This window comes from Pseudoalteromonas sp. meg-B1 (genome assembly GCF_003173795.1).
In the GTDB taxonomy this organism is placed as follows: domain Bacteria; phylum Pseudomonadota; class Gammaproteobacteria; order Enterobacterales; family Alteromonadaceae; genus Pseudoalteromonas; species Pseudoalteromonas undina.
Window position 1 is genome coordinate 1,316,180 of record NZ_QGQU01000001.1, and the last position, 22,613, is coordinate 1,338,792.

At 36.9% G+C, this 22,613-nt stretch carries 25 protein-coding genes; 17 read left to right on the plus strand and 8 right to left on the minus strand.

Going from position 1 to position 22,613, the window contains the following annotated elements; genetic code table 11:
- The first annotated feature begins 81 nt into the window (after nucleotides 1-81).
- A complete protein-coding gene (locus DK924_RS06285; protein WP_109874627.1) occupies nucleotides 82-768 on the plus strand; it encodes a DUF4386 domain-containing protein in 687 nt (228 codons plus the stop codon).
- Nucleotides 769-934: 166 nt separating this feature from the next.
- A complete protein-coding gene (locus DK924_RS06290) occupies nucleotides 935-1,168 on the plus strand; it encodes a hypothetical protein (RefSeq protein ID WP_075169207.1) in 234 nt (77 codons plus the stop codon).
- A gap of 309 nt (nucleotides 1,169-1,477) precedes the next feature.
- Here DK924_RS06290 and DK924_RS06300 read toward each other — a convergent pair whose 3' ends face one another.
- Nucleotides 1,478-1,840: a hypothetical protein gene (locus DK924_RS06300; protein WP_131724684.1), complete on the minus strand. Its 363-nt coding sequence runs from the start codon at nucleotides 1,838-1,840 to the stop codon at nucleotides 1,478-1,480.
- 190 nt (nucleotides 1,841-2,030) lie between these two features.
- On the opposite strand from DK924_RS06300, the gene DK924_RS06305 reads away from it, so the two are divergent.
- The 4 genes from DK924_RS06305 (at nucleotide 2,031) to DK924_RS06320 (ending at nucleotide 6,230) form a co-directional block, all read left to right on the plus strand.
- Complete coding sequence (locus tag DK924_RS06305) at nucleotides 2,031-3,740, plus strand: amidohydrolase (RefSeq protein WP_109874628.1); 1,710 nt, start codon at nucleotides 2,031-2,033, stop codon at nucleotides 3,738-3,740.
- Nucleotides 3,741-4,073: 333 nt separating this feature from the next.
- A complete protein-coding gene (locus DK924_RS06310; protein WP_109874629.1) occupies nucleotides 4,074-5,024 on the plus strand; it encodes a cyclase family protein in 951 nt (316 codons plus the stop codon).
- Between the two features lie 158 nt (nucleotides 5,025-5,182).
- The gene (locus tag DK924_RS06315; RefSeq protein WP_109874891.1) at nucleotides 5,183-5,761 is read left to right on the plus strand and encodes a cold shock domain-containing protein; all 579 of its coding nucleotides are present in this window, start codon (nucleotides 5,183-5,185) and stop codon (nucleotides 5,759-5,761) included.
- A gap of 160 nt (nucleotides 5,762-5,921) precedes the next feature.
- A complete protein-coding gene (locus DK924_RS06320) occupies nucleotides 5,922-6,230 on the plus strand; it encodes a DUF6419 family natural product biosynthesis protein (RefSeq protein ID WP_109874892.1) in 309 nt (102 codons plus the stop codon).
- Nucleotides 6,231-6,405: 175 nt separating this feature from the next.
- On the opposite strand, the gene DK924_RS06325 is transcribed toward DK924_RS06320, so the two are convergent.
- The 3 genes from DK924_RS06325 to DK924_RS06335 form a co-directional block, all read right to left on the minus strand.
- Complete coding sequence (locus DK924_RS06325) at nucleotides 6,406-7,599, minus strand: acetyl-CoA C-acyltransferase family protein (protein WP_109874630.1); 1,194 nt, start codon at nucleotides 7,597-7,599, stop codon at nucleotides 6,406-6,408.
- Nucleotides 7,600-7,822: 223 nt separating this feature from the next.
- Nucleotides 7,823-9,280: an aerolysin family beta-barrel pore-forming toxin gene (locus DK924_RS06330; RefSeq protein WP_109874631.1), complete on the minus strand. Its 1,458-nt coding sequence runs from the start codon at nucleotides 9,278-9,280 to the stop codon at nucleotides 7,823-7,825.
- A 182-nt stretch (nucleotides 9,281-9,462) separates the two neighbouring features.
- Nucleotides 9,463-10,344 (minus strand): LysR family transcriptional regulator, encoded by an 882-nt coding sequence (locus tag DK924_RS06335; RefSeq protein ID WP_010390037.1) that lies wholly within the window; start codon nucleotides 10,342-10,344, stop codon nucleotides 9,463-9,465.
- A gap of 589 nt (nucleotides 10,345-10,933) precedes the next feature.
- Here DK924_RS06335 and DK924_RS18740 point away from each other — a divergent pair.
- Nucleotides 10,934-11,104 (plus strand): hypothetical protein, encoded by a 171-nt coding sequence (locus DK924_RS18740; protein WP_181388749.1) that lies wholly within the window; start codon nucleotides 10,934-10,936, stop codon nucleotides 11,102-11,104.
- A 102-nt stretch (nucleotides 11,105-11,206) separates the two neighbouring features.
- Here the strand turns inward: DK924_RS18740 and msrA are convergent, their stop codons facing one another.
- Nucleotides 11,207-11,803: a peptide-methionine (S)-S-oxide reductase MsrA gene (msrA, locus tag DK924_RS06345; protein WP_109874632.1), complete on the minus strand. Its 597-nt coding sequence runs from the start codon at nucleotides 11,801-11,803 to the stop codon at nucleotides 11,207-11,209.
- A gap of 128 nt (nucleotides 11,804-11,931) precedes the next feature.
- Here msrA and DK924_RS06350 point away from each other — a divergent pair, with 128 nt between their 5' ends.
- The 4 genes from DK924_RS06350 to DK924_RS06365 all read left to right on the plus strand — a co-directional run bounded on the left by DK924_RS06350 (nucleotide 11,932) and on the right by DK924_RS06365 (nucleotide 14,345).
- A complete protein-coding gene (locus DK924_RS06350) occupies nucleotides 11,932-12,519 on the plus strand; it encodes a MepB family protein (protein ID WP_054200951.1) in 588 nt (195 codons plus the stop codon).
- A gap of 92 nt (nucleotides 12,520-12,611) precedes the next feature.
- Nucleotides 12,612-12,806, plus strand: a complete 195-nt coding sequence (locus DK924_RS06355) for a CPXCG motif-containing cysteine-rich protein (RefSeq protein WP_054200950.1) — start codon at nucleotides 12,612-12,614, stop codon at nucleotides 12,804-12,806.
- A 117-nt stretch (nucleotides 12,807-12,923) separates the two neighbouring features.
- Nucleotides 12,924-13,529: a hypothetical protein gene (locus DK924_RS06360; RefSeq protein WP_076919500.1), complete on the plus strand. Its 606-nt coding sequence runs from the start codon at nucleotides 12,924-12,926 to the stop codon at nucleotides 13,527-13,529.
- A 471-nt stretch (nucleotides 13,530-14,000) separates the two neighbouring features.
- Nucleotides 14,001-14,345 carry a hypothetical protein gene (locus DK924_RS06365; protein WP_076919501.1) on the plus strand — a complete coding sequence of 115 codons (345 nt, stop codon included), beginning with the start codon at nucleotides 14,001-14,003 and terminating at the stop codon, nucleotides 14,343-14,345.
- 39 nt (nucleotides 14,346-14,384) lie between these two features.
- On the opposite strand, the gene DK924_RS06370 is transcribed toward DK924_RS06365, so the two are convergent.
- On the minus strand, nucleotides 14,385-14,588 hold the full coding sequence (locus DK924_RS06370) for a hypothetical protein (RefSeq protein ID WP_075169221.1): 204 nt from the start codon (nucleotides 14,586-14,588) through the stop codon (nucleotides 14,385-14,387).
- Nucleotides 14,589-14,687: 99 nt separating this feature from the next.
- Here DK924_RS06370 and DK924_RS06375 point away from each other — a divergent pair, with 99 nt between their 5' ends.
- Both DK924_RS06375 and DK924_RS06380 read left to right on the plus strand, forming a co-directional pair.
- Nucleotides 14,688-15,197 carry a GNAT family N-acetyltransferase gene (locus DK924_RS06375; RefSeq protein WP_109874634.1) on the plus strand — a complete coding sequence of 170 codons (510 nt, stop codon included), beginning with the start codon at nucleotides 14,688-14,690 and terminating at the stop codon, nucleotides 15,195-15,197.
- Nucleotides 15,194-16,090 (plus strand): alpha/beta hydrolase, encoded by an 897-nt coding sequence (locus DK924_RS06380; protein ID WP_109874635.1) that lies wholly within the window; start codon nucleotides 15,194-15,196, stop codon nucleotides 16,088-16,090. The genes DK924_RS06375 and DK924_RS06380 overlap by 4 nt, the downstream gene beginning before the upstream one ends.
- 365 nt (nucleotides 16,091-16,455) lie before the next feature.
- Here DK924_RS06380 and DK924_RS06385 read toward each other — a convergent pair whose 3' ends face one another.
- The gene (locus DK924_RS06385; RefSeq protein WP_010390018.1) at nucleotides 16,456-16,977 is read right to left on the minus strand and encodes a TetR/AcrR family transcriptional regulator; all 522 of its coding nucleotides are present in this window, start codon (nucleotides 16,975-16,977) and stop codon (nucleotides 16,456-16,458) included.
- A gap of 111 nt (nucleotides 16,978-17,088) precedes the next feature.
- Between DK924_RS06385 and DK924_RS06390 the strand changes: the two genes are divergently transcribed.
- Nucleotides 17,089-17,271, plus strand: coding sequence for a hypothetical protein (locus DK924_RS06390; RefSeq protein ID WP_109874636.1), 183 nt, complete (start codon nucleotides 17,089-17,091; stop codon nucleotides 17,269-17,271).
- Between the two features lie 97 nt (nucleotides 17,272-17,368).
- Here the strand turns inward: DK924_RS06390 and DK924_RS06395 are convergent, their stop codons facing one another.
- Nucleotides 17,369-18,577, minus strand: a complete 1,209-nt coding sequence (locus DK924_RS06395) for a porin (RefSeq protein ID WP_109874637.1) — start codon at nucleotides 18,575-18,577, stop codon at nucleotides 17,369-17,371.
- A 613-nt stretch (nucleotides 18,578-19,190) separates the two neighbouring features.
- On the opposite strand from DK924_RS06395, the gene DK924_RS06400 reads away from it, so the two are divergent.
- The 3 genes from DK924_RS06400 to DK924_RS06410 all read left to right on the plus strand — a co-directional run bounded on the left by DK924_RS06400 (nucleotide 19,191) and on the right by DK924_RS06410 (nucleotide 22,558).
- On the plus strand, nucleotides 19,191-20,777 hold the full coding sequence (locus DK924_RS06400) for an ABC-F family ATPase (RefSeq protein WP_109874893.1): 1,587 nt from the start codon (nucleotides 19,191-19,193) through the stop codon (nucleotides 20,775-20,777).
- 153 nt (nucleotides 20,778-20,930) lie between these two features.
- On the plus strand, nucleotides 20,931-21,413 hold the full coding sequence (gene purE, locus DK924_RS06405; RefSeq protein ID WP_008114610.1) for a 5-(carboxyamino)imidazole ribonucleotide mutase: 483 nt from the start codon (nucleotides 20,931-20,933) through the stop codon (nucleotides 21,411-21,413).
- Nucleotides 21,414-21,415: 2 nt separating this feature from the next.
- Nucleotides 21,416-22,558: a 5-(carboxyamino)imidazole ribonucleotide synthase gene (locus DK924_RS06410; protein WP_109874638.1), complete on the plus strand. Its 1,143-nt coding sequence runs from the start codon at nucleotides 21,416-21,418 to the stop codon at nucleotides 22,556-22,558.
- Nucleotides 22,559-22,613 lie beyond the last annotated feature (55 nt).

The following is a 22,613-nucleotide window of genomic DNA, read 5'->3' on the forward strand; positions in this document are numbered from 1 at the left end:
GGACCTCCACTGCTGTGCAGCTCCGGCCCTTTATCTTGGCGTTAGGCATTTAAACACCCAGCAATCACAGGATAATTATCAATGGGGAATAATGGTTCATCATTTAAGTTGTATGTTAAGCATTTAGGTGCTGCGTACTTGATTTATATAATTTTAGGGATGTTTAATTCACTACTATTTAAGCAAGGTATATACAACTTTGGGGCCTTTGATGAGGTTGAGATTAAGTTCAGACTTGCTCAAACTATAGATATTATTATGTTTATAGCGGTTATTTGGGCTTCATGGGCACAGTACTTAGTTACTAAAACGATAAACAAAAATTTTGCTCTCGTGGCACTACTTTTCAGGTTTGGAGAAGGGCTTCTCGGCTTTGTCGCAACAATCATTACATTGGCAGTGATAGCAGTTTTAAAGAATCCAGAATTTTCAACTGTATTTCAAGATGAGCAGCTGCATACATTAGCTAGCATATTTGTGAAAATAAGTGGCTCGATGTGGGATGTTCTTTTAATTATCATGGGTATTGGTGCCACGATTTTCATGTATTTGTTCTACGTTTCCAATTACGTACCTAAGTGGTTGGTTCTTTGGGGACTATTCACTTATATTTCGATGGTGGTGTATGGTTTTTCAAATATTGTTCTACTTAATCCACCTCAAGTATTGAGTTACTTCATGATGCCGGGAGCTTTTTTTGAAATAACGTTTGGCCTTTGGTTGTTAATCAAAGGAATAAACATCCAACCTGATAAAAATCATGCCTAACAAGGACAAATGTAGAACCAAAGAGGTCTGTAGAACCAAAGGGGTCAAATCTGACTTCAGACATCAAATTCATGCGGCAATCTTATAAGCTGTTTTTAAAATAAAATGCTGGTGGCTCACTATATAATTAATTTCTAAGTTAAATTTAAAGTAAAAGGAAGTTTTTATGAAAGGTATTAGACGTTTTTGGTTTTGGTTTACGCTAGTTGTGTGCCCATTGTTAATTATTTTAGGTGTGGCTACCTTTGCACAGTTATTAGGGCAGTACATGTATTCTCAGCAATTTAGTTTTTCGTCGCTGTCTAGCTTTCAAATTGCATTTATTGGTGGTGGTGTTTGTGCTTTTTCTGTATTTTTAAGCACGTTAAAAGAAGCAAAAATACGCTTTTTTGCAAAATGAGTTAGTTAATAAGGAAACTACGGTTGTTGGTGGGCTCGGCTAGGTTTGCTTGGTTTTGAGCATGGTAGCACACTGGCTTATTTATTTTTATTATTGCGGGCTTTGTTTTTGAAATGGCGTTTTGGTTTAAGGTGTTTCCTATAAAAAAGAAATCATCATGATGGAAGTCGATTTTACTCACCAAAGAAAAACTTATGCCACACAGATAAATCCTTCATTATTTTGCTAGAGTAATTATTAGTTTTAAAAAAAATAATGGAGTACTTAATTACTCCATTATTTGAAAGAACTTTAATTTAGTGAAATTATTTACTCTGTTTCAGCTTCTAAAGACTTTCTATCGTCTGCAAATAAACCTTTCCATTTGCTTGGAATATAGCTGTCGATTATTTTTGTTTCAGTATTTAGTTCTGCGAGTGAGTCTTTTAATCGAGCCATAGTTTTTGGTATATTTTGGCTAGTATCACCAACTACTGAGCGAACTAAGCTTTGACTAAGTTGATTGACAGAGATCCCCCCAGACTGTTGTTCGAATGTGGTGTATACATCAACTTGATAACCTGTTTGATATTGAACAACACATATGAAGAACGTTGTTCTTTCACTCCATCCGCTAACTGATTTATCTGACTTCATAGTGAGAATAGGAGATTCACACTGAGGTATTTTCATAGCTGAACCTCCTGATGCTTGTGATAAAGCTGAGAATCCGCTCATCACGTTACCTAACTGTGTATTTTGAAATGGACTAACTAATTTAAAACGAGATGTTTTAATATATTAATTATGGGTGTCACTTTATGTTTTTGTTTAAAACATCATGTGCTAAATTTATTACAGCTATATTTACAGGGAAGATAAAATGACAAAGCGATTACGTTTTTTATTACCATCAGTATTATTTTGTTTTGGAACAAGCGCGCTAGCAGCTGATCCGGTTCTTTATTACGGCGGAGATATTCTCACTATGGAAGGAGAAAAGCCGCATTATGAGGAAGCTTTAGTTGAGTCAGAAGGGCGGATTGTTTACCTTGGCAGCTTAGCGAAGGCCAGAGAAAAGTTTGACAATCTACAAAACAAAGACCTTCAAGGGAAAACACTTTTACCCGGTTTTTTGGATGCCCATAGCCATATGTACAATACGGGTTTAATTGCGCAATTGGCAAATTTATTACCTCCTCCCGATGGCCCCGGTGCAAATTTTAATAGTTTAGTGACAACAACCAAAAAGTGGATGGAGTCTGCTGAAGGGAAATTCATTATCGGAAAATTTGGTTGGGTGTTAGCTAATGGGTATGACGATTCGCAGCTTAGCGAAAAACAACATCCAACTAAAGATGTTCTAGATAAAATTTCGTCTAAATACCCAGTGCTTATAATGCATCAATCGGGTCATCTAGCAAGTGTCAATTCAAAAGCTCTAGAAGTGGGTGGCTACACAAAGGATACCAAAGACCCCAAAGGCGGTGTAATTAGGCGCTTGGCCGACAATAGTCCTAATGGCGTGCTTGAAGAAGCGGCTTTTTTTAATCTATTATTGCCTATTGTTGCCACTAAATCCGATGCTGAAGTACAGCAAAGGTCCATTGAGCTTGCTCAGCTGGAGTATGCTAAAAATGGATATTTAACTGCTCAAGATGGCCGCACCACAGCGGATGCGACTTCGGCATTAGAAAGAGCAGCTCGTGATAAATCGCTATTCATTGATGTTGTTTCATACCCTGACATCGTCTGGAATAAGTCAGCTGTTAAGCCCGAATTTTATAACTCAGATCGCAGTTATGTTAATCGATACCGAATAGGGGGGGTTAAATTAACTTTAGATGGTTCACCACAAGGAAAAACGGCTTGGTTATCATCACATTATCATACGCCACCGGAGGGTAAACCGCTGGACTATAAAGGTTATCCTATCATGAGTGATGAGATGGCCATTAAACATATAAACACTGCGTTTAAAAACAAATGGCAGATTATTGCTCACACCAATGGTGATGCAGCGATTGACCAATATATTAAAGCTATTAAAGTGGCTAAAAAAAGTTATGGGTATGATGATCACCGTAGCGTGATGATTCACGGCCAGACTTTACGTAAAGATCAAATCCCGGATTTAGTAGATTTAGGGATCCTCCCATCGTTGTTTCCTATGCACACTTTTTACTGGGGCGATTGGCATGTAGAGTCTGTTTTGGGGCACCCAAGGGCAGATTATATTTCGCCATCACGAGATGTAGTTGAAGCTGGTTTAACGGTTACTTCTCACCATGATGCCCCTGTGACATTTCCAAATTCAATGCGAGTGCTCGATGCAACGGTTAATCGTATTACGCGTTCGGGTAAAGTATTGGGGCCGGATCAACGTTTAACGCTTTATGAAGGGTTAAAAACATTAACGCAATGGGCTGCTATTCAATACTTTGAAGAAACAAGTAAAGGTACGCTAGCTGAGGGAAAGCTCGCGGATTTCGTCATTTTAAGTAACAACCCTTTAAAAGTGGAACCACTTACTATTAAGGATATAAAAATAGTGCAAAGCATTAAAGAAGGTCATGTTGTATATTCAAATTGATATTCAACATGAAACAATTTTAACGTTGAACTATACGACGGCTTTAGTCGCCGTCGTATTAAACCTCAGCCTTAAGATGCAACAGTGAAGTTTGAGATTTAATGAATATTTATAAAACTTCTAACGGTTAATTCTTGTAAAAACTTGTCCCTTTTTTGTTTGCTTTTGAATTCATATGCTAATTTTTAAATGCTCGGTTAAGCGAATAATAATCAAATTTAAGGGTTGAAAATGAAAAAATGTACTAATTTATAGTGAGAATGCATGTAGCGGCTTATTTTAGTCGCTATTTTCTTGGATAGCGCGTTAAACATATACAAATAAGGAGATACGATGAAGCTGGCAATGTTGATGTCGTTTATGTTTTTTTTAATTAGTTGTTCGAGCTTAGCAACCAATAGCAAAGAATTAAGCAAATCTAAGCAAACTGAAGAGTTTATTACTCTTGTCAGTCATGCCAAAACCTATGACCTATCTCATAATTGGGATGAAAATTCCCCAATAGCGTCCGTTAACCCAAAATACTCAATGGCACTTAATGCAACCCACGCAGATACACGTGGTACATTTGGTGATAACAATCAGCTCTCATTCACCTCAGAAATAATGCAATGGAGTGGTCACCATGGAGGTCCTACTATTGATGCGTTAGGTCATATTGGTCGAGATGGTTTACTGTATGGTGGAGTAGATGCGGCGCAAGCGACCAATGATCGTAGAGGAATAGGACGCAGTGGTGTAGGAAGTGACTTAGGAATTGATCATTATCCTGTAAACTTATTGAGTAACCGAACGGTATTACTTGATGTGGCTCGCTTTATTAACGGTGACGATACCCCATTGGCTGCAGATTTTGACATAACGGCGTCACATTTAAAAAGAACAGCAAAATCGCAAGGTGTAAAAATTAAAAAAGGCGACACTGTGTTTATTAGAACGGGGTGGGGGCAATATTTTGCTAATAACCCACAGCAATATATTGCAGAGCATGCTGCAGGCGTTGGTGTAAGTGGTGCACAGTTTTTAATAAAGGCTGGTGCCAGTGTTGTGGGTAATGACACCCTTACTTTTGAAAAACGCCCACCTATTGCTACAGAACCCTCATTTCAGGTTTTCCCGGTACATATGATGTTATTAGCAGATAACGGTATTTACATAATAGAAAACTTGTTCCTTGAGGAGCTAGCAAAAGAAAAAGTCTATGAGTTTATTGCCATTGTGCCGCCGCTTAAAATACGTGGTGGTACTGGCTCGGCATTACGCGTATTTGCACTTACAAAGTAACTAATAATTGAATAAAGAGTAGGGTTAATGGTTTTTACTGTTTTTATATGCAGTGTTTCTATTTTTTGAAATAAGAAACATACACAAAGAGTATTTTTCTTTATCATGATAAAAGCACAGGCTGTAAAATTAACAGTTATTAAATGGACGATTCAATGATGAATAAAGGATTATTAAAATCGTGGAATGACGATAAAGGCTTTGGCTTTATTAAATCAACCACACTGCAACACGATACCTTTATACATATCTCATCGCTTAAACATATGAGCCGCAAGCCTAAAGCGGGCGACATTATTTACTTTGAGGTTGCAACTGAGCCTAACGGTAAAACTAAAGCTGTAAATTGCCGTATTGAGGGCGTACTTGCACAGCCACATATAAAAGCTTCAACAAGGCCGGTTAGAATAAGCAAAACGTCAGGTAAGAACTCACCTTTAATGAAACTCATAACGTTTGGTATTATTGTTAGTATTGGCTTTAGTGTTTATAAAACCGGTTTTTTAAATACCAAGCAAACACCTGTAGTCACTAACGCTAATATAGAATCATTTATGCCCGCTAGTTCAAGCTCACTTAATAAATCACAGCAAGTATTCCGCTGTGATGGCCGCCAACATTGTAGCCAAATGACCTCTTATGCAGAGGCATTATTTTTTATTCAACATTGCCCAAATACTAAAATGGACGGGGATAAAGACGGCGAGCCATGTGAAAGGCAGTTTGGGAATAAGTAGTTTTTATATTGGGGTTATCTGAAAACAATAATGTTAGTTTATAGTCAGTTAGATGAGATATGACTTTTTAATAATACAGTTATAAATAGCTGGTGGATTAAAAGATCGGTAAGGTATTTAAAGTTATGTGGATTAAAAGCCATTTACCATGGAGGTTGTTATGTTTAAAGTAATAATTGGATGTGCTGTTATATTTTCGTTTGTTTGTATGTTACTCGCCGCCGCACCTTTTACGCCTGCAATATCAGGTTCATTTATTATGCTGTTGTTTGCAGGGGCTATAGGTTACAAGGGCTACCTGCAATCAAGCTTAATACTGCTGTTAATTAATACGCTTGCAGTTATTGGCAGCCCAGCTACAGATATAGGCAACGCCCAAACATTACTGTTTTTACCAATATTATTTTTAATCTCATTTGGTGGTGTTTTATTAGGCGTAAGAAAATTAATTTCAAAACACGTTTTGTAGACGAATGGCTTGCTGAGCTTTGAAGTAAAGCGTTTGTTATTGACCCATAAGGTGTAGCAGCGCTTTGCTCCCTTCGTGAAGATAGCCTTTCACATTTTTTTCCTCTAAAAGCAAAGCGTCTGTTAGTTCTCCTAGTGAATTAAGCCCTTATGTTTAAACCTAATGAGGTCAAAAACTAAAGCACCTCAAAAATAGCCGCAATGCCCTGGCCGCCGCCAATACACATTGTGACTAACCCATATTTACCTTGAATTCGTTTTAGTTCGTATAAGCATTTGGTGGTTAGTATGGCGCCCGTTGCGCCAACAGGGTGCCCTAACGCAATTGCGCCGCCATTCGGGTTTACCTTATGCGTAGGAAAGTTTAATTCGTTAGCAACGCACAGTGCTTGTACTGCAAAGGCCTCGTTAGACTCAATCACATCCATATCGTCGATGGTTAAGCCCGTTTTTTCAAATACCTGCTTTACTGCAGGAATAGGGCCGATACCCATTAAAGTAGGATCAACGCCTGCTCTGGCATAACCCAATAAACGAGCGAGCGGTTTTAAGCCTTGGTCATTTGCTTTTTGCTCTGACATAAGTACCAACATGGCTGCACCATCGTTTATACCGGATGAGCTTGCTGCGGTAACGGTGCCATCTTTTTTAAAGTAGGGCTTTAAAGTTGCAAGTTTATCGGCTGTGGTATCGGCGCGAACATGTTCGTCGGTGTCAAAAATGTGCGTCCTTTTTCGCGACTTGATTTCTATTGGCACAATCTGCTGTTTAAAGTGGCCTGCACTAATGGCTTTTGCAGCTTTATGATGGCTGTTTGCTGCGTACTCATCTTGCTGCTGACGGCTAATTGAATATTTTTCTGCGATGTTTTCAGCAGTTATTCCCATAGGGTTATTATCCCATGGGTCTTGTAAGGTCGTGGTAAGCTCATCAACCATAGTGCTATTACCCATTTTTTGCCCCCAGCGGTTACTTTCGAGGGTGTAGGCAGAGCTACTCATGCTTTCTGCTCCGCCAGCAAGGGCTGCATCTACATCACCTAATTGAATTTGTTGTGCCGCTTGTATGATTGCTTCAAGCCCTGAACCACATAAGCGATTAAGCGTTACAGCGTGGCTGCTTATAGGTAACCCAGCATCTAGTCCAATGACCCTTGATAGGTAAGCGTCTTTTGGGCCGTTATGAATAACTTTGCCTACCACACATGAGCCAATTTGGTCAGGGGTAAGCTGAGATCTGGTTAGTGCTTCTTTTGCGCACAGTGTGCCAAGCTCAGCGGGGCTAAAATCTTTAAGGCTGCCACCAAAGCTACCAATTGCAGTACGAACCGCACTGAGTATTACTACGCTGTTGTTTGTATTTTGTGTCATTGCTGTTCTCTTATTATTTTTATAATCACTTTTTCTGAAATATGTTTAATAGACAAAGGAGATCAATACTTCTATTAACATCAAAGCATAACTTTTAAATAAACTAAAGGCGAGGTTGGGTTGAGCTGTATGTGTTTTCTAATAAAGTAAAATAGGCGTGTGATAATTATATTTTTATGTAAATTTATAAAATAGGGCTCTCGTTATGAGAGCCCACGGGGATTTATAAATCAATCATTTCAATATTAACAACTACATTTTTAAAACCAGCATCTTCAAACTCTTTTTTTAATTTTTCTGCACTTGAGTAATCACTAGCTGAAACACTTCGCTTACTTCTTTGGTTAGTGACAAGTGGGGTTTCATCACCAAAATAAACGCTACCAGCAAATTGGCTTTGTGCATAAAAGTGGCCTGTTAGGGTTGTTTTTTTAGGTCTTAAAACATGACTTAAATAGTATTGCATTGTTGATAAGCTTGTTTGTTGTATCATCCAAGGCCAATCCCATTTTTTATTCTCGCCTGGTATATAGCGGTGTTCCCATTGATACTCAATGCTCTTTTCTTGACCTGCCCAACGGCCTATTACAAAATTAGCAGTGTCATTAGGTCTGTTTTCAGGATGGCTTAATAAAGCATTGCCTCCCCAACGCATAAAGCCATTTATTGATAGATCGTAAGTAATATCAGCATCGAATGAATAAGGATACGATATTGATGATTTAAACAAATCGACCTTAGCATTAAGCTTTGTGAATGCTGGTACATTGGTTCTTGCCTGTACAACAACACGTTCAGCTTCTGAGCCGCCGTTACTTGTTCCCCATGCTTGCTCTGCTGCTATAGTAACCGATAATGAAGTGTCTGATCCGCCAGTAACTGAAGGGGACTTCCATGTATTGGATAAGGTAACTGACTCAGAAATACTGTAGTCATTTGTTTTAGACCAATTAGTAGCTGCATCGTATTCAATGGTAACGACTGACATTTGAGCTGCTGACGTGTCATTCACTGCAGGGACTGTTAACGTTTTAATTAGTTCTTTGTCGGCAGCAACAATATCACCTGTTATTTTATATGATTCGTTATCCATCACATATTCAAAGTTAGATACGGTAATAGCTGACTTTTCATCACATCGATAACCATCACAGCTGCCCCCATTATAACCTTGTATTTTCCATCCAGAGCCCGCTTTAGATACCTCCATGTCATCACCCACATAGCTTGAGCGATTTCCACCAACCCACGCAAAACCCATTGTGTGAGCAAGATATGATAGGGGTTTTATAAAATCCTCTTTTTGATTTACTAAGTCCCATTCAATTTGGCTTTGACTGCCAGGCGCTACTTTTACGGGGCTTAATTTAGGGATCTCATTAATAGGATCGTTAGGGTAGCACCAAGAATTTACAGCAGACCCTTTTTTTATTTCACCTGCGTAGCCAGAGCCCATAATAACCCAGCCATCAGCTAATCCCGTTATTTGCCACTTACCCATTTTGTTAGTAAGTTCGTTTCTGTAGGTTTGCGCTTCAGCCTTTGTAATTAGTCTATTATCAGCTGAGCAAACTCCAGCACCTAAGCTTTCATTTTTAAGTTGATCTGGATAAATTGCAGTTGTATTAGCACTTACAAGACTTGTGTGTGACAACAGCAATAGAGGTATTATTTTTTTCATTAAGTTACATCCTTTAAAATCATATTTTAATTAGGCCCTAATTAAATAATCTAATTTTGGACCGATTTTGATTCTAAAGAACTCGCTATATTTTTATAGAGTGTTAAATGAAAGTTGTTTTTTCAAAAATATTAGTTGCTTAAATATTACAAAAATTAATTAAGACTATAGTGCTATTGTAGCTACATTTTTACCCCCTTGAGAGAGTACTCTAAAAAATCGATTAGATAGCGTGTGCTTTTTGGGATTAATTTATCAGGCCATATCAGGTTTACATCTCGTTTAATAGGTTTGAATTGCGTTAATACTTCAACCAAGCTTTCGTCTTTTATATGCGGTAATAAACAATATTTTGGACCATAATAAACACCTCTTCCTTCAATGGCAGCTAAGGCACACATTTCTATATCGTTGGAAATAAAGTTGGGTTGAGGTTTAAAAATTACTTTTTCATTTTTATTTGCTTTAAAAGACCAATTTTCGAATGGCGAGCACGATATGTGGGGGAGTTTAGCTAAATCGTCAAAATTACTTGGTATGCCATATTGCTCAATTAAACTCGATGAGCAAGCTAAAACAAAGCTCATTTGGTTAATGACTTTACATATATTTTGTGAGCTATCTAATTTTCCGATTCTAATAGCTAAATCAAACTCGGTGGCTTTTAAATCAAGACGTTCATCTGATAGCATCATATGAATCTTAATATTTGGATAAAGTAGGGTGAATTGATTTATAACGCCTGAGAAGTACACGCTCTTTATAAAGTTTTGCGGCGCTATTAATTTAATTTTACTCACTTTATTTTCACTAGAGTTCTTAAAATTGCACAGCGTACTTTGTAAACCCTCTACGTGAGCTAAGCAATGGCTATAAAAGCTCTTTCCTGGCTCTGTTAATCGCAAACTTCCTTTTTCACGATAAAACAACGCTAAAGATAAGTCTTCTTCAAGTTTTTTTATTTTTCTTTGTAAAGTGGGTAAAGGAATATTTAACTTTACTGACGCTTCATTAAATGTTTTGTAATCATTTACTTTTATAAAAAGCGCGATTATATCAAGCAAGGTAAATCTCCTGTATAAATTTGAGGTATAAAATCGTATTTAGTACTTAATTATTGGTTAGATTCATAAAACTAATCATTTATTTAAAGTACCCATTAGTCCCTTTTGTGGCAACAAAAATTTTACCTTTGTATTAAATGATTTAGTTACTCGTTTTAGGATAGGAAGTACTGAAGGAAAGTATTAGTAATTTTATAATAAATAACTCATTAGAAATAATTAGTAACATTTAATCAAACAATACAATAGACACGTAATAAGCTAGGCATTACGATTAACAAACTCAATAAAAAACGCTATAAAAAGCAGAGAGTTATTATGGAAGGTAAACCAATAGATAAGAGTGTATTCGATTCTTTTTTTGGGGAATATTCATGGATGTTTAAGGCTTGTAGCATTGTTGCTTTTATAATGTGTGTATATATCAGTTTTAATACTAAAGAGTATATATGGACGCTACTTATTAATGGCGATTTAAATTCTACTATGTTGGTTATGATACTCGGTTACTTATCTGAATTTAGATATCGCTTTATTAAAGAATCAAGAAATAATTGATAGCTACTAATTTAAATCTAAGGTACTAGAGATGAATATATTTATAAAATGGTTGATTTTAGCTGCATTAATTATTGCCGTTATTGCTTGTTATTCTTATGGTAGCACTACTGGCTTATTTATTTTTATTATTGCGGGCTTTGTTTTTGAAATGGCGTTTTGGTTTAAGATGTTTCCTATAAAAAAGAAATCGTCATTGTAGAAAGCTATTTAACCGTCTTGAAAAATAAATTTTTTTAGTTAGCGAGATAAGGGAATAAATAAAAAGGCTGCATTTTTTACAGCCTTTTTGGTTTTTATAAACTTAGTGAGTAACTCTATCGCCCCAAATGTCTTCTAGGCGGCTATCACGACCACAGCGCCAGCGATAGGTATTATAACGAATAGGGTTATTTTTATAGTAATCTTGATGATAACTTTCTTTGCCCTTTATCGGGTAAAAGGTTTTCGCATCAAGAATAGGGGTTACCACTGTTTGCTTAGTAAACTCACTAATAACGGCTTGTTTGGATTTTTGAGCTAGCTTTCGCTGTTGCTCATTAGCTACAAAAATTGCGCTACGGTAGCTTGGGCCTTTATCGCAAAACTGGCCTTTGGCGTCAAAAGGATCAATGTTAACCCAGTAATGGTTTAAAATATCTTGATAGCTTAATGCATCAGTGTTGTAGGTAACCAGAACGGCTTCGTAATGGCCGCGATGATTACCATTGTAAGTAGGATTTTTAATTTCACCGCCAGTAAAACCTGAGATCACATCGGTTACACCTTCGAGTTTTTCAAAGTCACTTTCCATACACCAAAAACAGCCTCCTGCTAAAATAGCTTGTTCGGTTTTAGCATGAGCAAATGAGCTAGTCAAAAGTACGGCAGAAGTGACTGCAAATACGAGTGTTTTATTCATAAAAATTATCAACCTAGTGTGTGAGTGCGTAAATGCTTGTTATAGTAGACCCGCTAACTGTAAATACTCTTTCATTGTGTAGCAGGTAACTTGTTTTAAACTCGCTTTATATAAAATGGACTCTATAAATGGAAACCAGTAATTCGCGTAATGAATTAACCACACTTTTGCAAACCAGTTTTGCTTCTTTAGGCTATAAACTGCCAAGCGCTGATGAACTCGTTTCTCATGACCACAATGCCCAATACCATGGCTATGCATTTACTTTAAACCAAAAACGCATAATTTACAGAAAGGCTAAAGTTACACCCGACAGACCTGGCGCTTTTTTAGCACTATGGAAACGCCCAGCGGATTGTAAAAATAATAAGCCAATTCCGTTAAATGATGAGTTTGATTATTTACTCGTAGAGGTTAACAGCGAAGGTTTAACTTCTACGAACAACCAAGTTACAAATATTGAACGAGGCTTGTTCATGTTCCCCGTAAATGTATTACTAAAAAAAGGCATAGTGAGCTCTTTAAACTCTAAGGGTAAAACAGCTTTTAGAGTGTTTCCACCTTGGAGCGAAAGCAGAGCCTTAAAAGGGACTGGCACATTTAGTAATTCTGCTAAAGTTACTCAGCGTTGGCAATGCGATTATTTCTTAAAGCAAGATCAAAATAAATTAATTGATTTATCTAAGTTAAACAAAATTTTAGCTAACGCTGTTTAAATTTGAATTATTAAGTCACTTTACCAGCATTGTTTTATATAGGGTTATTTACTAAAGTGAGATCATACAGTCATACGAATAGTAGGTAAGATATGAACCAGTTAACCGAAAAGTCGATTAGTTGCCCTTACTGTGGCGAATCTATAGAAGTATTAATTGATGTGGCTGATATTGATGAGCAATACATAGAAGACTGCCAAGTGTGTTGCAGGCCTATTTCGTTTGTCGTATTTGAAGATAACGATGAACTTAATGTAAATGTATACAGTGAAGATGAGGCGTTTTAAAAGGCAAATATGAGATTTTTAAAAACTTCTCTTCAACTTTATGAAAATTAAACATTGACAATATTTAATGTTCTTTTTACTCTTGAAGATAGGTACAAAATTTTAAAAGGAATTAAGATGGAAACTCGTGTTATTAGATCACAAAAATTATCACTCAGGGAAAAGAAAAGTTTAGAGATACAGTGCAATAATAGATTGAATTGGACTGATGGTGGTCATTGGATGGGCGTAGGTAAAGCACCAGACTGTGATACTAGAGAGCGTTTAAAAAGTAAGTCTTCTCACACACTAACTTTTCCAACTGATCAGTCAGCTAATAAATGGAATTCTGAATGGGAGAAAGTCATTAGACACGGTGGTTACCTAGCTTCTGCATTGCTAGGTTTAGGAACGGGCTTTATAGCAACATCAACTGCATCTTTTTCAGTCTCCGTAATTTCTGGTGTTGTTCTTGGAGAAGCGCAGGCTTCAGTAATTTTTCCAAGAATGGAAAGGGGTTGGAGTTACGAAATTATTTTTGAATATGATTTTTCTTGGTCACCTCACCCTTTCTTTGGAAATAGACTAATCCAAACTATCACTGGAATTTCGAGAGATCATCAGGGGAAAGAAGTTTTAGTAAATTCTAATACACAAAAATATGATTTGGACCAGCTACCTGATGGTTTAGGGCGACTTTTAGCAAGTTCTCCACCTAAAGTAACGTCGTCGGTTTATAGTTGACTTATTTCTAAATTAATTAAAGATTGTTAACTAAGCAATCTTTAATTAATGAGATCTGCTAAGAATAATCCAAACTAAAAAGTTCCTCTTAAATCACAAACTGGTTATGTATGATCCCTAAGTGCTTAAAATGTTCTGCTAATATTTCATTATCGTGGTTTACTATATCTTTAATGACGACTCGTTATAGATGTACAAGTTGTGGCTCATTGCATGAATTTACAAATCGTCACCGTTACTTAGGTGTCTTTTTTGTTTTGCCATTGATTCTTTTAGTTAATTTGACGGAGAGTTTTATAACTTCAAATGTGCTTAGAGTGATTTTATTAATTTGCGTGGCTGTTTTTATCATGATCTTAATACCTGGACAACACCAGTTAAGTGTAAAAGATGATTTGGAAATTAAAAAAAAGAAATAAGTTGTCATATCTACAAATATTACATTTACACACGATCTATATGGATATAAAAATGCATAAAATTATAATATGTCTTGCTATTTTAATTACGCTGATCTATTCACCTTTACTTTATTCGAAAGAGAATGATATTCAGTTTAAATGGAAGTTAATTGAAGTTATTGCATCAGATATAGATACAATAAAAATTGATGATGGTAATTTTTTTAAAATTGATAACTCAGGTATTCTCCAAATAATGAAAAAACATGGGAATAGATACTACCCTTACACAAGGGAAGGCAAAATATTACATGTAACTTCGGGAGAAGTAGTCAGAAAATGGGAAGTGCTACATGTTGATGAGCATAACCTACGTCTAGACTCCCCACTCGGTATTTATGTTTTAAAACGTTAATAATGAAAATTTTTAATGCTTTTTTCTATTATAAGTACCTTACTGATTTTGCTGTTCACGCGCTAATTGGTTAGGCAGCAACTCCTCCACAATTTCTCTCGCTGGTAAGGTGTAACGTACGCCATCAAACATAACCGATGTGAACTCATCAATATTAGTAATGCCGGTGAGAGTCCAACCTTCACCACGTTTTGGGCAGTAAACAGTAGTAGTTGGTTGTATTACTTTAAAATTGTCGCTCATAGTTTATCTTAATTAATGCTTGTGAATACGATATGGTAAGTTAATAATGACGTTCTATAAAGTGCTATTTAAAGCGCGTTTACTTTATTTGGCATAGGCATGTTTAAAACGATAAAATTACCCCGCGTTATCTTGCGTTTAATTACCCACAAACATGGCGCAGCGCTATTAACAATTTTAAATAATCCCCTCGTTTATGAGTTTAACGATTATAAAACGCCGCTAAATAAAGAGCATGTTAAGCAATTAATTCAAGATGATATATCGAGTTATTATCAAGGGGAAGGTGTTCGGCTTGCGATTGAACATAATATGTCTGGCGTCTTAATTGGTACTTGTGGTTTGTATAACATTAATAACCAAACTAAAACTGCTTATTTGGGCTTTGAGCTTGATCCTTTTTATTGGCAACAAGGCTTAATGCATGAAGTACTTAAAGGTTTTGTCAGTGAGATACATCGCTCTTTAAACATTGAACATCTATACGCAGAAATTCATGGTAAAAATGTACGCTGTTATAACTTACTCACTAAACTCGGCTTTGTATTTAACCAGCAACTTAATAACGGTGTATGGCATAAGCAATTAACTAAAATGGATGGCGCATGAGAATTAAAAAAGCGATTATTTTAAATATGTTGCTTACGGCTAGTGTATTTGGGCTTGCAATAACTGGGGTTAGCTATTATCAAAATGATGTTTCAGAGTTTGTTGATGTAACCCTAGATTCGAAAGTACTTAAAGAGTCACGAAAAGTATTTATAAAGTTACCCGATAGTTTTGACAAAAATAAAGCGTATCCACTTATTATAAAAACAGATGGTAATTTTAATCTAGCTAATTGGGATAAAGCCTTAAAAGCATTAAATCATGAAAGTATATTAAATGAGGCTATTTTAGTTGCTATACCAAATCAGTTTTTTACTGATACTAGAAATCGTGATCTTGTGCCACCTTATGCAAGGAAAGACGTTAATACAAATCCTCGACCTAAACATGAAAGTTCGCCTGAAATTTTTGGTAAAGCTGATTTGTTTTTAGCTTTTATAGAGCAAGAGTTACTTACTTATTTAGAGGCCAACTACACATTAACTGAAAATCGAATTTTGACCGGATTTTCAGCAGGGGGCAGCTTTACTTTATACACGCTGCATACTAAACCAAAGTTATTCAATGGTTACTTTGCATTTAGCCCAGCCGCTTGGTATGACAATATGACAGTGACTAAGCGGTTTGATGCATTTTTAAAAACAAATATAAATTGTATAAAACAACCGACATTTTTATATATCACTGTCGGTGGGGCAGAGCACTCTTTAATGCTAGGTGCATACAATAATTTAGTTACTAGTTTAGCAAAACATCCAAACGACTGGCTTAAGTGGGGAAGTACAATTAATAGTAATGCTGAACATAATCAAAACCCTGCACTGAGTGTCGATAAAGCACTGTTAAATTATACGGCGTTCTTGAGCTCGCAAATTAACACGCCTTCTGATTAATTAATGACGGTGAACAATTAAATATAGTTTGCATTGATTTTTATTGCTTTACTGCTGTTGGAGTATCCACTCTAAAGAACACATCATACTTCATTTGATTTAAAACAAGTCTAAGCAATAGATGAATTTTTAAAAAATATAATCAGGGAGGGGGAAATTGGTGGCGTGTATTGGCGTTTTTTTTAACTTATATCTACGCGTTTTATTAAGTGAGTTATGTAGGAACAGGAAAACCAAATTAAACAAAGCAACAATGTAATTATTTAGTTGTTCTAAGTTAGACATTTTAATTGCAGCTAACATCGGGTTTTCCATCAATGGTTCAGTAATACACAGACTTAAACTCCAGCTTTTTATAATTGACGTTACAACAATGCAATTTTGTTGCTCAGTTGTCTCAGCATGGCTTCTGCATTTGGTATCTCGTCGTTTAAGCCTGTGATCAGGGTCATAAAATAGCAGTCCATCATCACACTTGCTTTTATTTCATCAAATTCTGGTTGTTCACTAAATAGTAGTTTTTTAAATTCATCCATTTGTGCTTTAAAAAAATCCTCACGCCAAATGATGTCGCTAATTAGTAATTTGCTAAATTCACTGTTTTCACAATAAAAGGAATATAGAGGGTGAGCGTAGTGGCGTAATTTCAATCGAGGAGGGCGCTGAGTATCTGATTGCTTTGCTTGCTCGATAATAACTTCAATTTGTTGCTGCATACCTGCCATAAGCAGATCAATTTTATTTTCAAAATGACTAAACACAGTACCAACTGCCACATTAGCTGCAACAGCAATTTCTCTTGTCGATGTGTGGTCATAACCTTGTAGTAAGAAAAGCTCCCATGCTGAAGCTAAAACTTTATCCCGTGTTTTTTCTTTTTTACTCATATTATTCAATGCTTTATAATTTTGTTGGATGTTGGGCTTAAATCAGCACTTGATTAATTGAGCGCGCTCAATTAAGTTTATGAGCATGCTCAATTAATCTAAAGGTAATACATGGAGTTTATCAAACGTGTTATTGGTTATGTACTTTTTATTCCACTTATTTATTTTTATTCTTTTATTCTCGGCCCAATCCTAAAAGCCGTTTTAGTCCCTGGTGGGGTTGTGTTTTTGTGGCTTATTTTAGGGCCACAAGAGGGGACGCGTGCGTTAAAAAAAGCATTTAAGAGAAAGTAGTTAAGCCTTCTGCAAAAACAATAAAAAAGCCCTGATATTTTGCAGGGCTTTAGTCAGTTTAACTTTGCAAATTTAAGCTTGAAAGCTCAACAGGCTATTAAAGAACGTATCTAAAACCAAAAGCAATACCGTCATCTTCCGATTGTTCCATTTGTGCTTGCTGTTGCTTATTATCACTTTCAAAATCACCAAAGTCTTTACGCGCTTCTACATAAAGTTGGGTGTTTTCATCTATTAAGTAATGCACACCAATAACAGCAAATTGACGCTTAAATACATCGTTAGGATCGGCGTTAAAGTTTGGTTGAATCACGTAGTCATCACCTGCATCAAATAAGTTGTAGGCAATAAATGGTCTAAAATCGTTTTCAAAACGATAAGACACAAATGTTTCAATACCAATTGCATCTTTAATTAAACGACCAATGTTATCTGTGTCGTGGTTTTCGTTTTTATTGATATTAGCAGCTACATATAACCCTGGCGCATCAATATTGCCCCAAATAACACCGGCACCGTAAATTAAATCGTCAACTGAACGGATTGTTCCGTCGCCATAAGTTAATTCAAACTCGCCGCGGTTAATACCGGCAGTCAGTTTTAGCTTATCAGTCACGTTATAAGTTACTGCACCGCCAAATGTATAGTTAAATTCAACTTGTTGCGCCGCAGTATCGCCTGACTCAAAATTAGCCTGGCATTGTGACTCTGTAATATCACTTACATCACAGGTATAAAATGCGCTATTTTTTAACTGAGTTTGTACACTAAAATCAAAATCACCGTAACTATTACGGTATTGCAATGTTTTATCGCCACGTCCCGTACCATTTACAGCACCGTCGTCTTTGTTGTAGGTATATACACCTGCGGCATTGCCATCCCAAACATAGCTGTAGTTAGTTGCATATACTACGTCAAACCACGCACCCCATTGTTTACCAATAGTAATTTGGCCGTATTTGTCGTGTTTAAGTCCTGCATAACCTAAACGATTATACAAAAATTCATCTTGAATTGATTCAAAACGGTTGTTGTATACAATATCGCTACTGCCAACAGGGTTTACACCCCATTCAACTAAAGCCATTGCTTCCCAGCCGTTCTTTAGTTGACGTTTAAAATCAAAATTAATTCGTGAGGCACCATTAACCACTTCATTTTGACCTTGAGTATTAATTACTCGCGCATCTATATAGCCGCCAATAGCGACTGTATTTTTTTCATCCTTAAATACTTCAATTGCTGAAACACTCGGTGTTGTTAAAACACCTGCAATCGCGAGCGATACTAATTTTATTTTCATTGTGTGTGCCTTGCCTAAAAAAGACGTTTTTATAATTACTAAATTCGAAGTCGTGCAGACTAGCAAAGCAATAAAAGGCTCAAAAGTGAAAAATTATCAACGATAATTAATACAAAATACGCAGCTTGTTCACTTTAAGTTAATGCTGTATTTATTTTGTAGCCGTATAAACCGCTATTTAATTTTGGAATAAGACATTAGGATTAAATGCAGGAGGGAGAGAGTTGAATTTTTTTCATAGTTGCTACTGTCGGCATAGGTAGAGCTAAAACTCTAATGCTATAAAAAACGTTAATATAGCCGTATTAAATGTTAATAAAAGTAAAATGCGACCAATTAGCGATTTAGTACGTTTAAATTATTTATTTTTCTGTAACGGTGATTGTTTTTTTATTAAACATATTTTTACCGCGTTAACAGCATAATAGTGAATTTCACTTCGCTTTTTTGCACATTTACTCGTTCATCTCTTTGGCTGTTTTAATCCTTCAATAGCTAATAAACAACTACTGTTTACTTTAGGTTGTGCTTTAAACTTTCATAGAAAAAAACGCTGATTTGGTTTAAACTGCGCGCAATTTAAATACTTCAGTCTCCCTTGGAGGGTAGCGCTATTATTAGTACAGCTAACATCACCATGCAATTTGGTGCTAAACCGTTATTTGAAAATATCTCAGCTAAATTTGGTGAATCAAACCGCTATGGTTTAATTGGTGCCAATGGTTGTGGTAAATCAACGTTTATGAAAATTCTAAGCGGTGAGCTTGAACCATCATCGGGTAATGTAAGCACAGATCCTAATGAACGTGTTGCTAAACTAAATCAAGATCAATTCGCTTACGAAGAGTACTCAGTGATCGACACTGTAATTATGGGTCACAAAGAGCTTTGGGATATTAAACAAGAGCGTGACCGTATCTATAGCCTACCTGAAATGAGTGAAGAGGACGGCATGAAAGTAGCCGACCTTGAAACTGAGTTTGCTGAAATGGATGGCTATTCTGCTGAGTCAAAAGCGGGTGAGCTATTATTAGGTGTTGGTATAGCGACAGAGCAACATTACGGTCCTATGTCTGAAATCGCACCAGGTTTTAAACTTCGTGTGCTATTAGCTCAAGTGTTGTTTTCAGACCCTGATATCATGTTGCTTGATGAACCTACCAATAACTTGGACATTTACACAATCAAGTGGTTGGAAGATGTTCTAAATCAACGTGACTGTACTATGATCATCATCTCGCATGACCGTCACTTTTTAAACTCGGTATGTACACACATGGCCGATATTGACTACGGTGAATTACGTATTTACCCGGGCAACTACGATGAATATATGTTTGCAGCAACCCAAGCTCGCGAGCGTTTATTAAGTGAAAACGCCAAAAAGAAAAGCCAAATAGCAGAACTACAACAGTTTGTATCGCGCTTTTCTGCTAATGCTTCAAAAGCAAAGCAAGCAACTTCACGTGCAAAACGTATTGATAAAATTCAATTAGACGAAGTGAAAGCCTCGTCGCGTCAGTCGCCATTTATCCGTTTTGAACAAGAAAAACAGTTATTCCGTAACGCGCTTGAAATGACCAGCTTATCGCAAGGCTTCGAAGAAACTTTATTCTCAGGTTTAGAAGGCTTAGTTGAGGTAGGTGAACGTATTGCCATTATTGGTGAAAATGGTGTGGGTAAAACAACATTATTAAACACCTTAGCAGGACGATTAGCACCTAAAAGCGGTGAGTTCAAATGGTCTGAAAATGCTAACATTGGCTATTATGCACAAGATCATGCCGATGAGTTTGAAAAAGACATGAACTTATTTGAGTGGATGGAGCAGTGGCAGCAAGAGGGTGATGACGAGCAAGTTGTTCGTAGTTTCTTGGGTCGTATGTTGTTTTCACAAAACGATATTAAAAAATCTGTAAAAGTTATCTCAGGTGGTGAGCAAGGTCGTATGCTGTTTGGTAAAATCATGATGCATAAACCAAATATCTTATTAATGGATGAACCGACGAACCACATGGATATGGAATCAATTGAAGCGCTTAACTTAGCACTTGAAGCGTATGAAGGTACCTTGATGTTTGTGTCACACGACCGTCAGTTTGTATCATCAGTTGCTACCCGTATTTGGGAAATTAAAGACGGTAAAATTATCGACTTTAGAGGAACCTACAGCGAATACTTGGCGAGTAAAGAATCATAACAGCAAGTATTTTCAGCATTTAAAAAAAGCCATGTTTAACATGGCTTTTTTATTGCCTGCTGGTCGCATTACTGCGGTATTTAAGTATATAATACCCGCCATAAAACCGGACATAAGTCCGCTATTTTTTAAAAACATTACTGAGGAGTATTTATGACTGTTGGCATTATTATGGGTTCTAAATCAGATTGGCCAACCATGGAACACGCTGCGTTGATGCTAGAAAAATTTGGTATTGCTTATGAAACTAAAGTGGTTTCTGCTCACCGTACTCCTCAATTACTTGCTGATTACGCAAGTTCTGCAAGCGAACGAGGCATTAAAGTAATTATTGCAGGCGCAGGTGGGGCAGCTCACTTACCGGGTATGGCTGCAGCGTTTACATCATTGCCTGTTTTAGGCGTTCCAGTTAAGTCAAAAGCGTTAAATGGTGTTGATTCATTATTGTCTATTTGCCAGATGCCTAAGGGCGTTGCTGTAGGCACATTGGCTATTGGTGAGCCTGGTGCAGCTAATGCCGGTTTATTGGCTGCACAAATATTAGGCTGTCAAAACCCTGAAATTTTCGCCAAAATTGAAGCGTTTCGTAAAGAGCAAACCGACACAATTCTAGCTAACCCAAATCCTGCAGAGTAATAATGACTATATTAATTTTAGGTGCTGGTCAGCTTGCGCGAATGATGAGCCTTGCTGGCGCACCGCTTAATTTAAATGTGGTTGCTTATGATGTTGGCAGCCAACAAATTGTGCACCCGCTAACCAACCAAGTGTATGCAACCACACTTGAGCAAGCTATCAATGATGCAGATGCGATTACCGCTGAGTTTGAACATATCCCCGATGATGTATTAACGCTTTGCTGTAATAGCAATAAGTTTTTTCCAGGTAAACAAGCAATAAAAACCGGTGGTGACCGTTCGCTTGAAAAAGCCTTGTTAGATAAAACCGAAGTAGCTTGTGCCCCATACCAACTTATTACTGAAAAAGCGCACCTTGAACAAGCAGTTAAAACATTAGGCAAACCGTTAGTAATAAAAACCTGCCAAGCTGGGTATGACGGCAAAGGCCAGTGGCGTTTAAAATCAGATGATGAGATAAACACTATTTGGGCTGAAATGGCCGACTTTATTGCCTCAGGTACAGAGCAGGCACCGCACACAATTATTGCTGAGAAAATGATCCCGTTTGATCGTGAAGTCTCTATTATTGGCGTGCGCGACAAAGAGGGTAACGTTGCAGTTTATCCACTTACAGAAAATCAACATACAAACGGTGTGTTAACCCTTTCACTAGCCGGTAAAGATAATAGCTTAGTAGAGAGCCAAGCGACCTCGGCATTTACTCGTATAGCAAAAGAACTTGATTATGTAGGTGTATTGGCCATTGAGTTTTTTGATGTTCAAGGTACGTTATTAGTTAACGAAATAGCTCCTCGAGTGCATAACTCAGGACACTGGACACAGCAAGGTGCTCACTGCTCGCAATTTGAAAACCATATGCGTGCTGTTGCAGGGTTACCTTTGGGTAATACGCAAATTAAGCAACCTACTGCTATGATCAACGTCTTAGGGCAAGAAAAAATCCCAAATGATGTTTTAAAAACAGCGGATGTAACCAGTCACTGGTATGGTAAAGGCGTTAAGCCTGGTCGTAAAATGGGGCATATTAATGTTTCGGGTGAGAGTTTACAGCAATTAGGTAACCGCCTAGCTGAACTTACATCATGCTTGCCAGAGCAGGATTACCCAGGCGTATTAGCTACTAGCAAATCGCTATTATAAGTTAAAAAATTAAGCGGTAAGTTGAATTCAATTTATCGCTTTACCTTCTAAAGGT

What these genes read in the sequence shown, in the direction of transcription:
- DK924_RS06385 (WP_010390018.1), bottom strand. Translation starts at nt 16,977, where the DNA reads ATGAGTAAAAAAGAAAAAACACGGGATAAAGTTTTAGCTTCAGCATGG.
- DK924_RS06290 (WP_075169207.1), top strand. Translation starts at nt 935, where the DNA reads ATGAAAGGTATTAGACGTTTTTGGTTTTGGTTTACGCTAGTTGTGTGC.
- DK924_RS06355 (WP_054200950.1), top strand. Translation starts at nt 12,612, where the DNA reads ATGAACCAGTTAACCGAAAAGTCGATTAGTTGCCCTTACTGTGGCGAA.
- DK924_RS06305 (WP_109874628.1), top strand. Translation starts at nt 2,031, where the DNA reads ATGACAAAGCGATTACGTTTTTTATTACCATCAGTATTATTTTGTTTT.
- msrA (WP_109874632.1), bottom strand. Translation starts at nt 11,803, where the DNA reads ATGAATAAAACACTCGTATTTGCAGTCACTTCTGCCGTACTTTTGACT.
- DK924_RS06315 (WP_109874891.1), top strand. Translation starts at nt 5,183, where the DNA reads ATGAATAAAGGATTATTAAAATCGTGGAATGACGATAAAGGCTTTGGC.
- DK924_RS06390 (WP_109874636.1), top strand. Translation starts at nt 17,089, where the DNA reads ATGGAGTTTATCAAACGTGTTATTGGTTATGTACTTTTTATTCCACTT.
- DK924_RS06320 (WP_109874892.1), top strand. Translation starts at nt 5,922, where the DNA reads ATGTTTAAAGTAATAATTGGATGTGCTGTTATATTTTCGTTTGTTTGT.
- DK924_RS06325 (WP_109874630.1), bottom strand. Translation starts at nt 7,599, where the DNA reads ATGACACAAAATACAAACAACAGCGTAGTAATACTCAGTGCGGTTCGT.
- DK924_RS06365 (WP_076919501.1), top strand. Translation starts at nt 14,001, where the DNA reads ATGCATAAAATTATAATATGTCTTGCTATTTTAATTACGCTGATCTAT.
- DK924_RS06380 (WP_109874635.1), top strand. Translation starts at nt 15,194, where the DNA reads ATGAGAATTAAAAAAGCGATTATTTTAAATATGTTGCTTACGGCTAGT.
- DK924_RS06410 (WP_109874638.1), top strand. Translation starts at nt 21,416, where the DNA reads ATGACTATATTAATTTTAGGTGCTGGTCAGCTTGCGCGAATGATGAGC.
- DK924_RS06350 (WP_054200951.1), top strand. Translation starts at nt 11,932, where the DNA reads ATGGAAACCAGTAATTCGCGTAATGAATTAACCACACTTTTGCAAACC.
- DK924_RS06285 (WP_109874627.1), top strand. Translation starts at nt 82, where the DNA reads ATGGGGAATAATGGTTCATCATTTAAGTTGTATGTTAAGCATTTAGGT.
- DK924_RS06360 (WP_076919500.1), top strand. Translation starts at nt 12,924, where the DNA reads ATGGAAACTCGTGTTATTAGATCACAAAAATTATCACTCAGGGAAAAG.
- DK924_RS06300 (WP_131724684.1), bottom strand. Translation starts at nt 1,840, where the DNA reads ATGAAAATACCTCAGTGTGAATCTCCTATTCTCACTATGAAGTCAGAT.
- purE (WP_008114610.1), top strand. Translation starts at nt 20,931, where the DNA reads ATGACTGTTGGCATTATTATGGGTTCTAAATCAGATTGGCCAACCATG.
- DK924_RS06310 (WP_109874629.1), top strand. Translation starts at nt 4,074, where the DNA reads ATGAAGCTGGCAATGTTGATGTCGTTTATGTTTTTTTTAATTAGTTGT.
- DK924_RS06395 (WP_109874637.1), bottom strand. Translation starts at nt 18,577, where the DNA reads ATGAAAATAAAATTAGTATCGCTCGCGATTGCAGGTGTTTTAACAACA.
- DK924_RS18740 (WP_181388749.1), top strand. Translation starts at nt 10,934, where the DNA reads ATGAATATATTTATAAAATGGTTGATTTTAGCTGCATTAATTATTGCC.
- DK924_RS06370 (WP_075169221.1), bottom strand. Translation starts at nt 14,588, where the DNA reads ATGAGCGACAATTTTAAAGTAATACAACCAACTACTACTGTTTACTGC.
- DK924_RS06375 (WP_109874634.1), top strand. Translation starts at nt 14,688, where the DNA reads ATGTTTAAAACGATAAAATTACCCCGCGTTATCTTGCGTTTAATTACC.
- DK924_RS06330 (WP_109874631.1), bottom strand. Translation starts at nt 9,280, where the DNA reads ATGAAAAAAATAATACCTCTATTGCTGTTGTCACACACAAGTCTTGTA.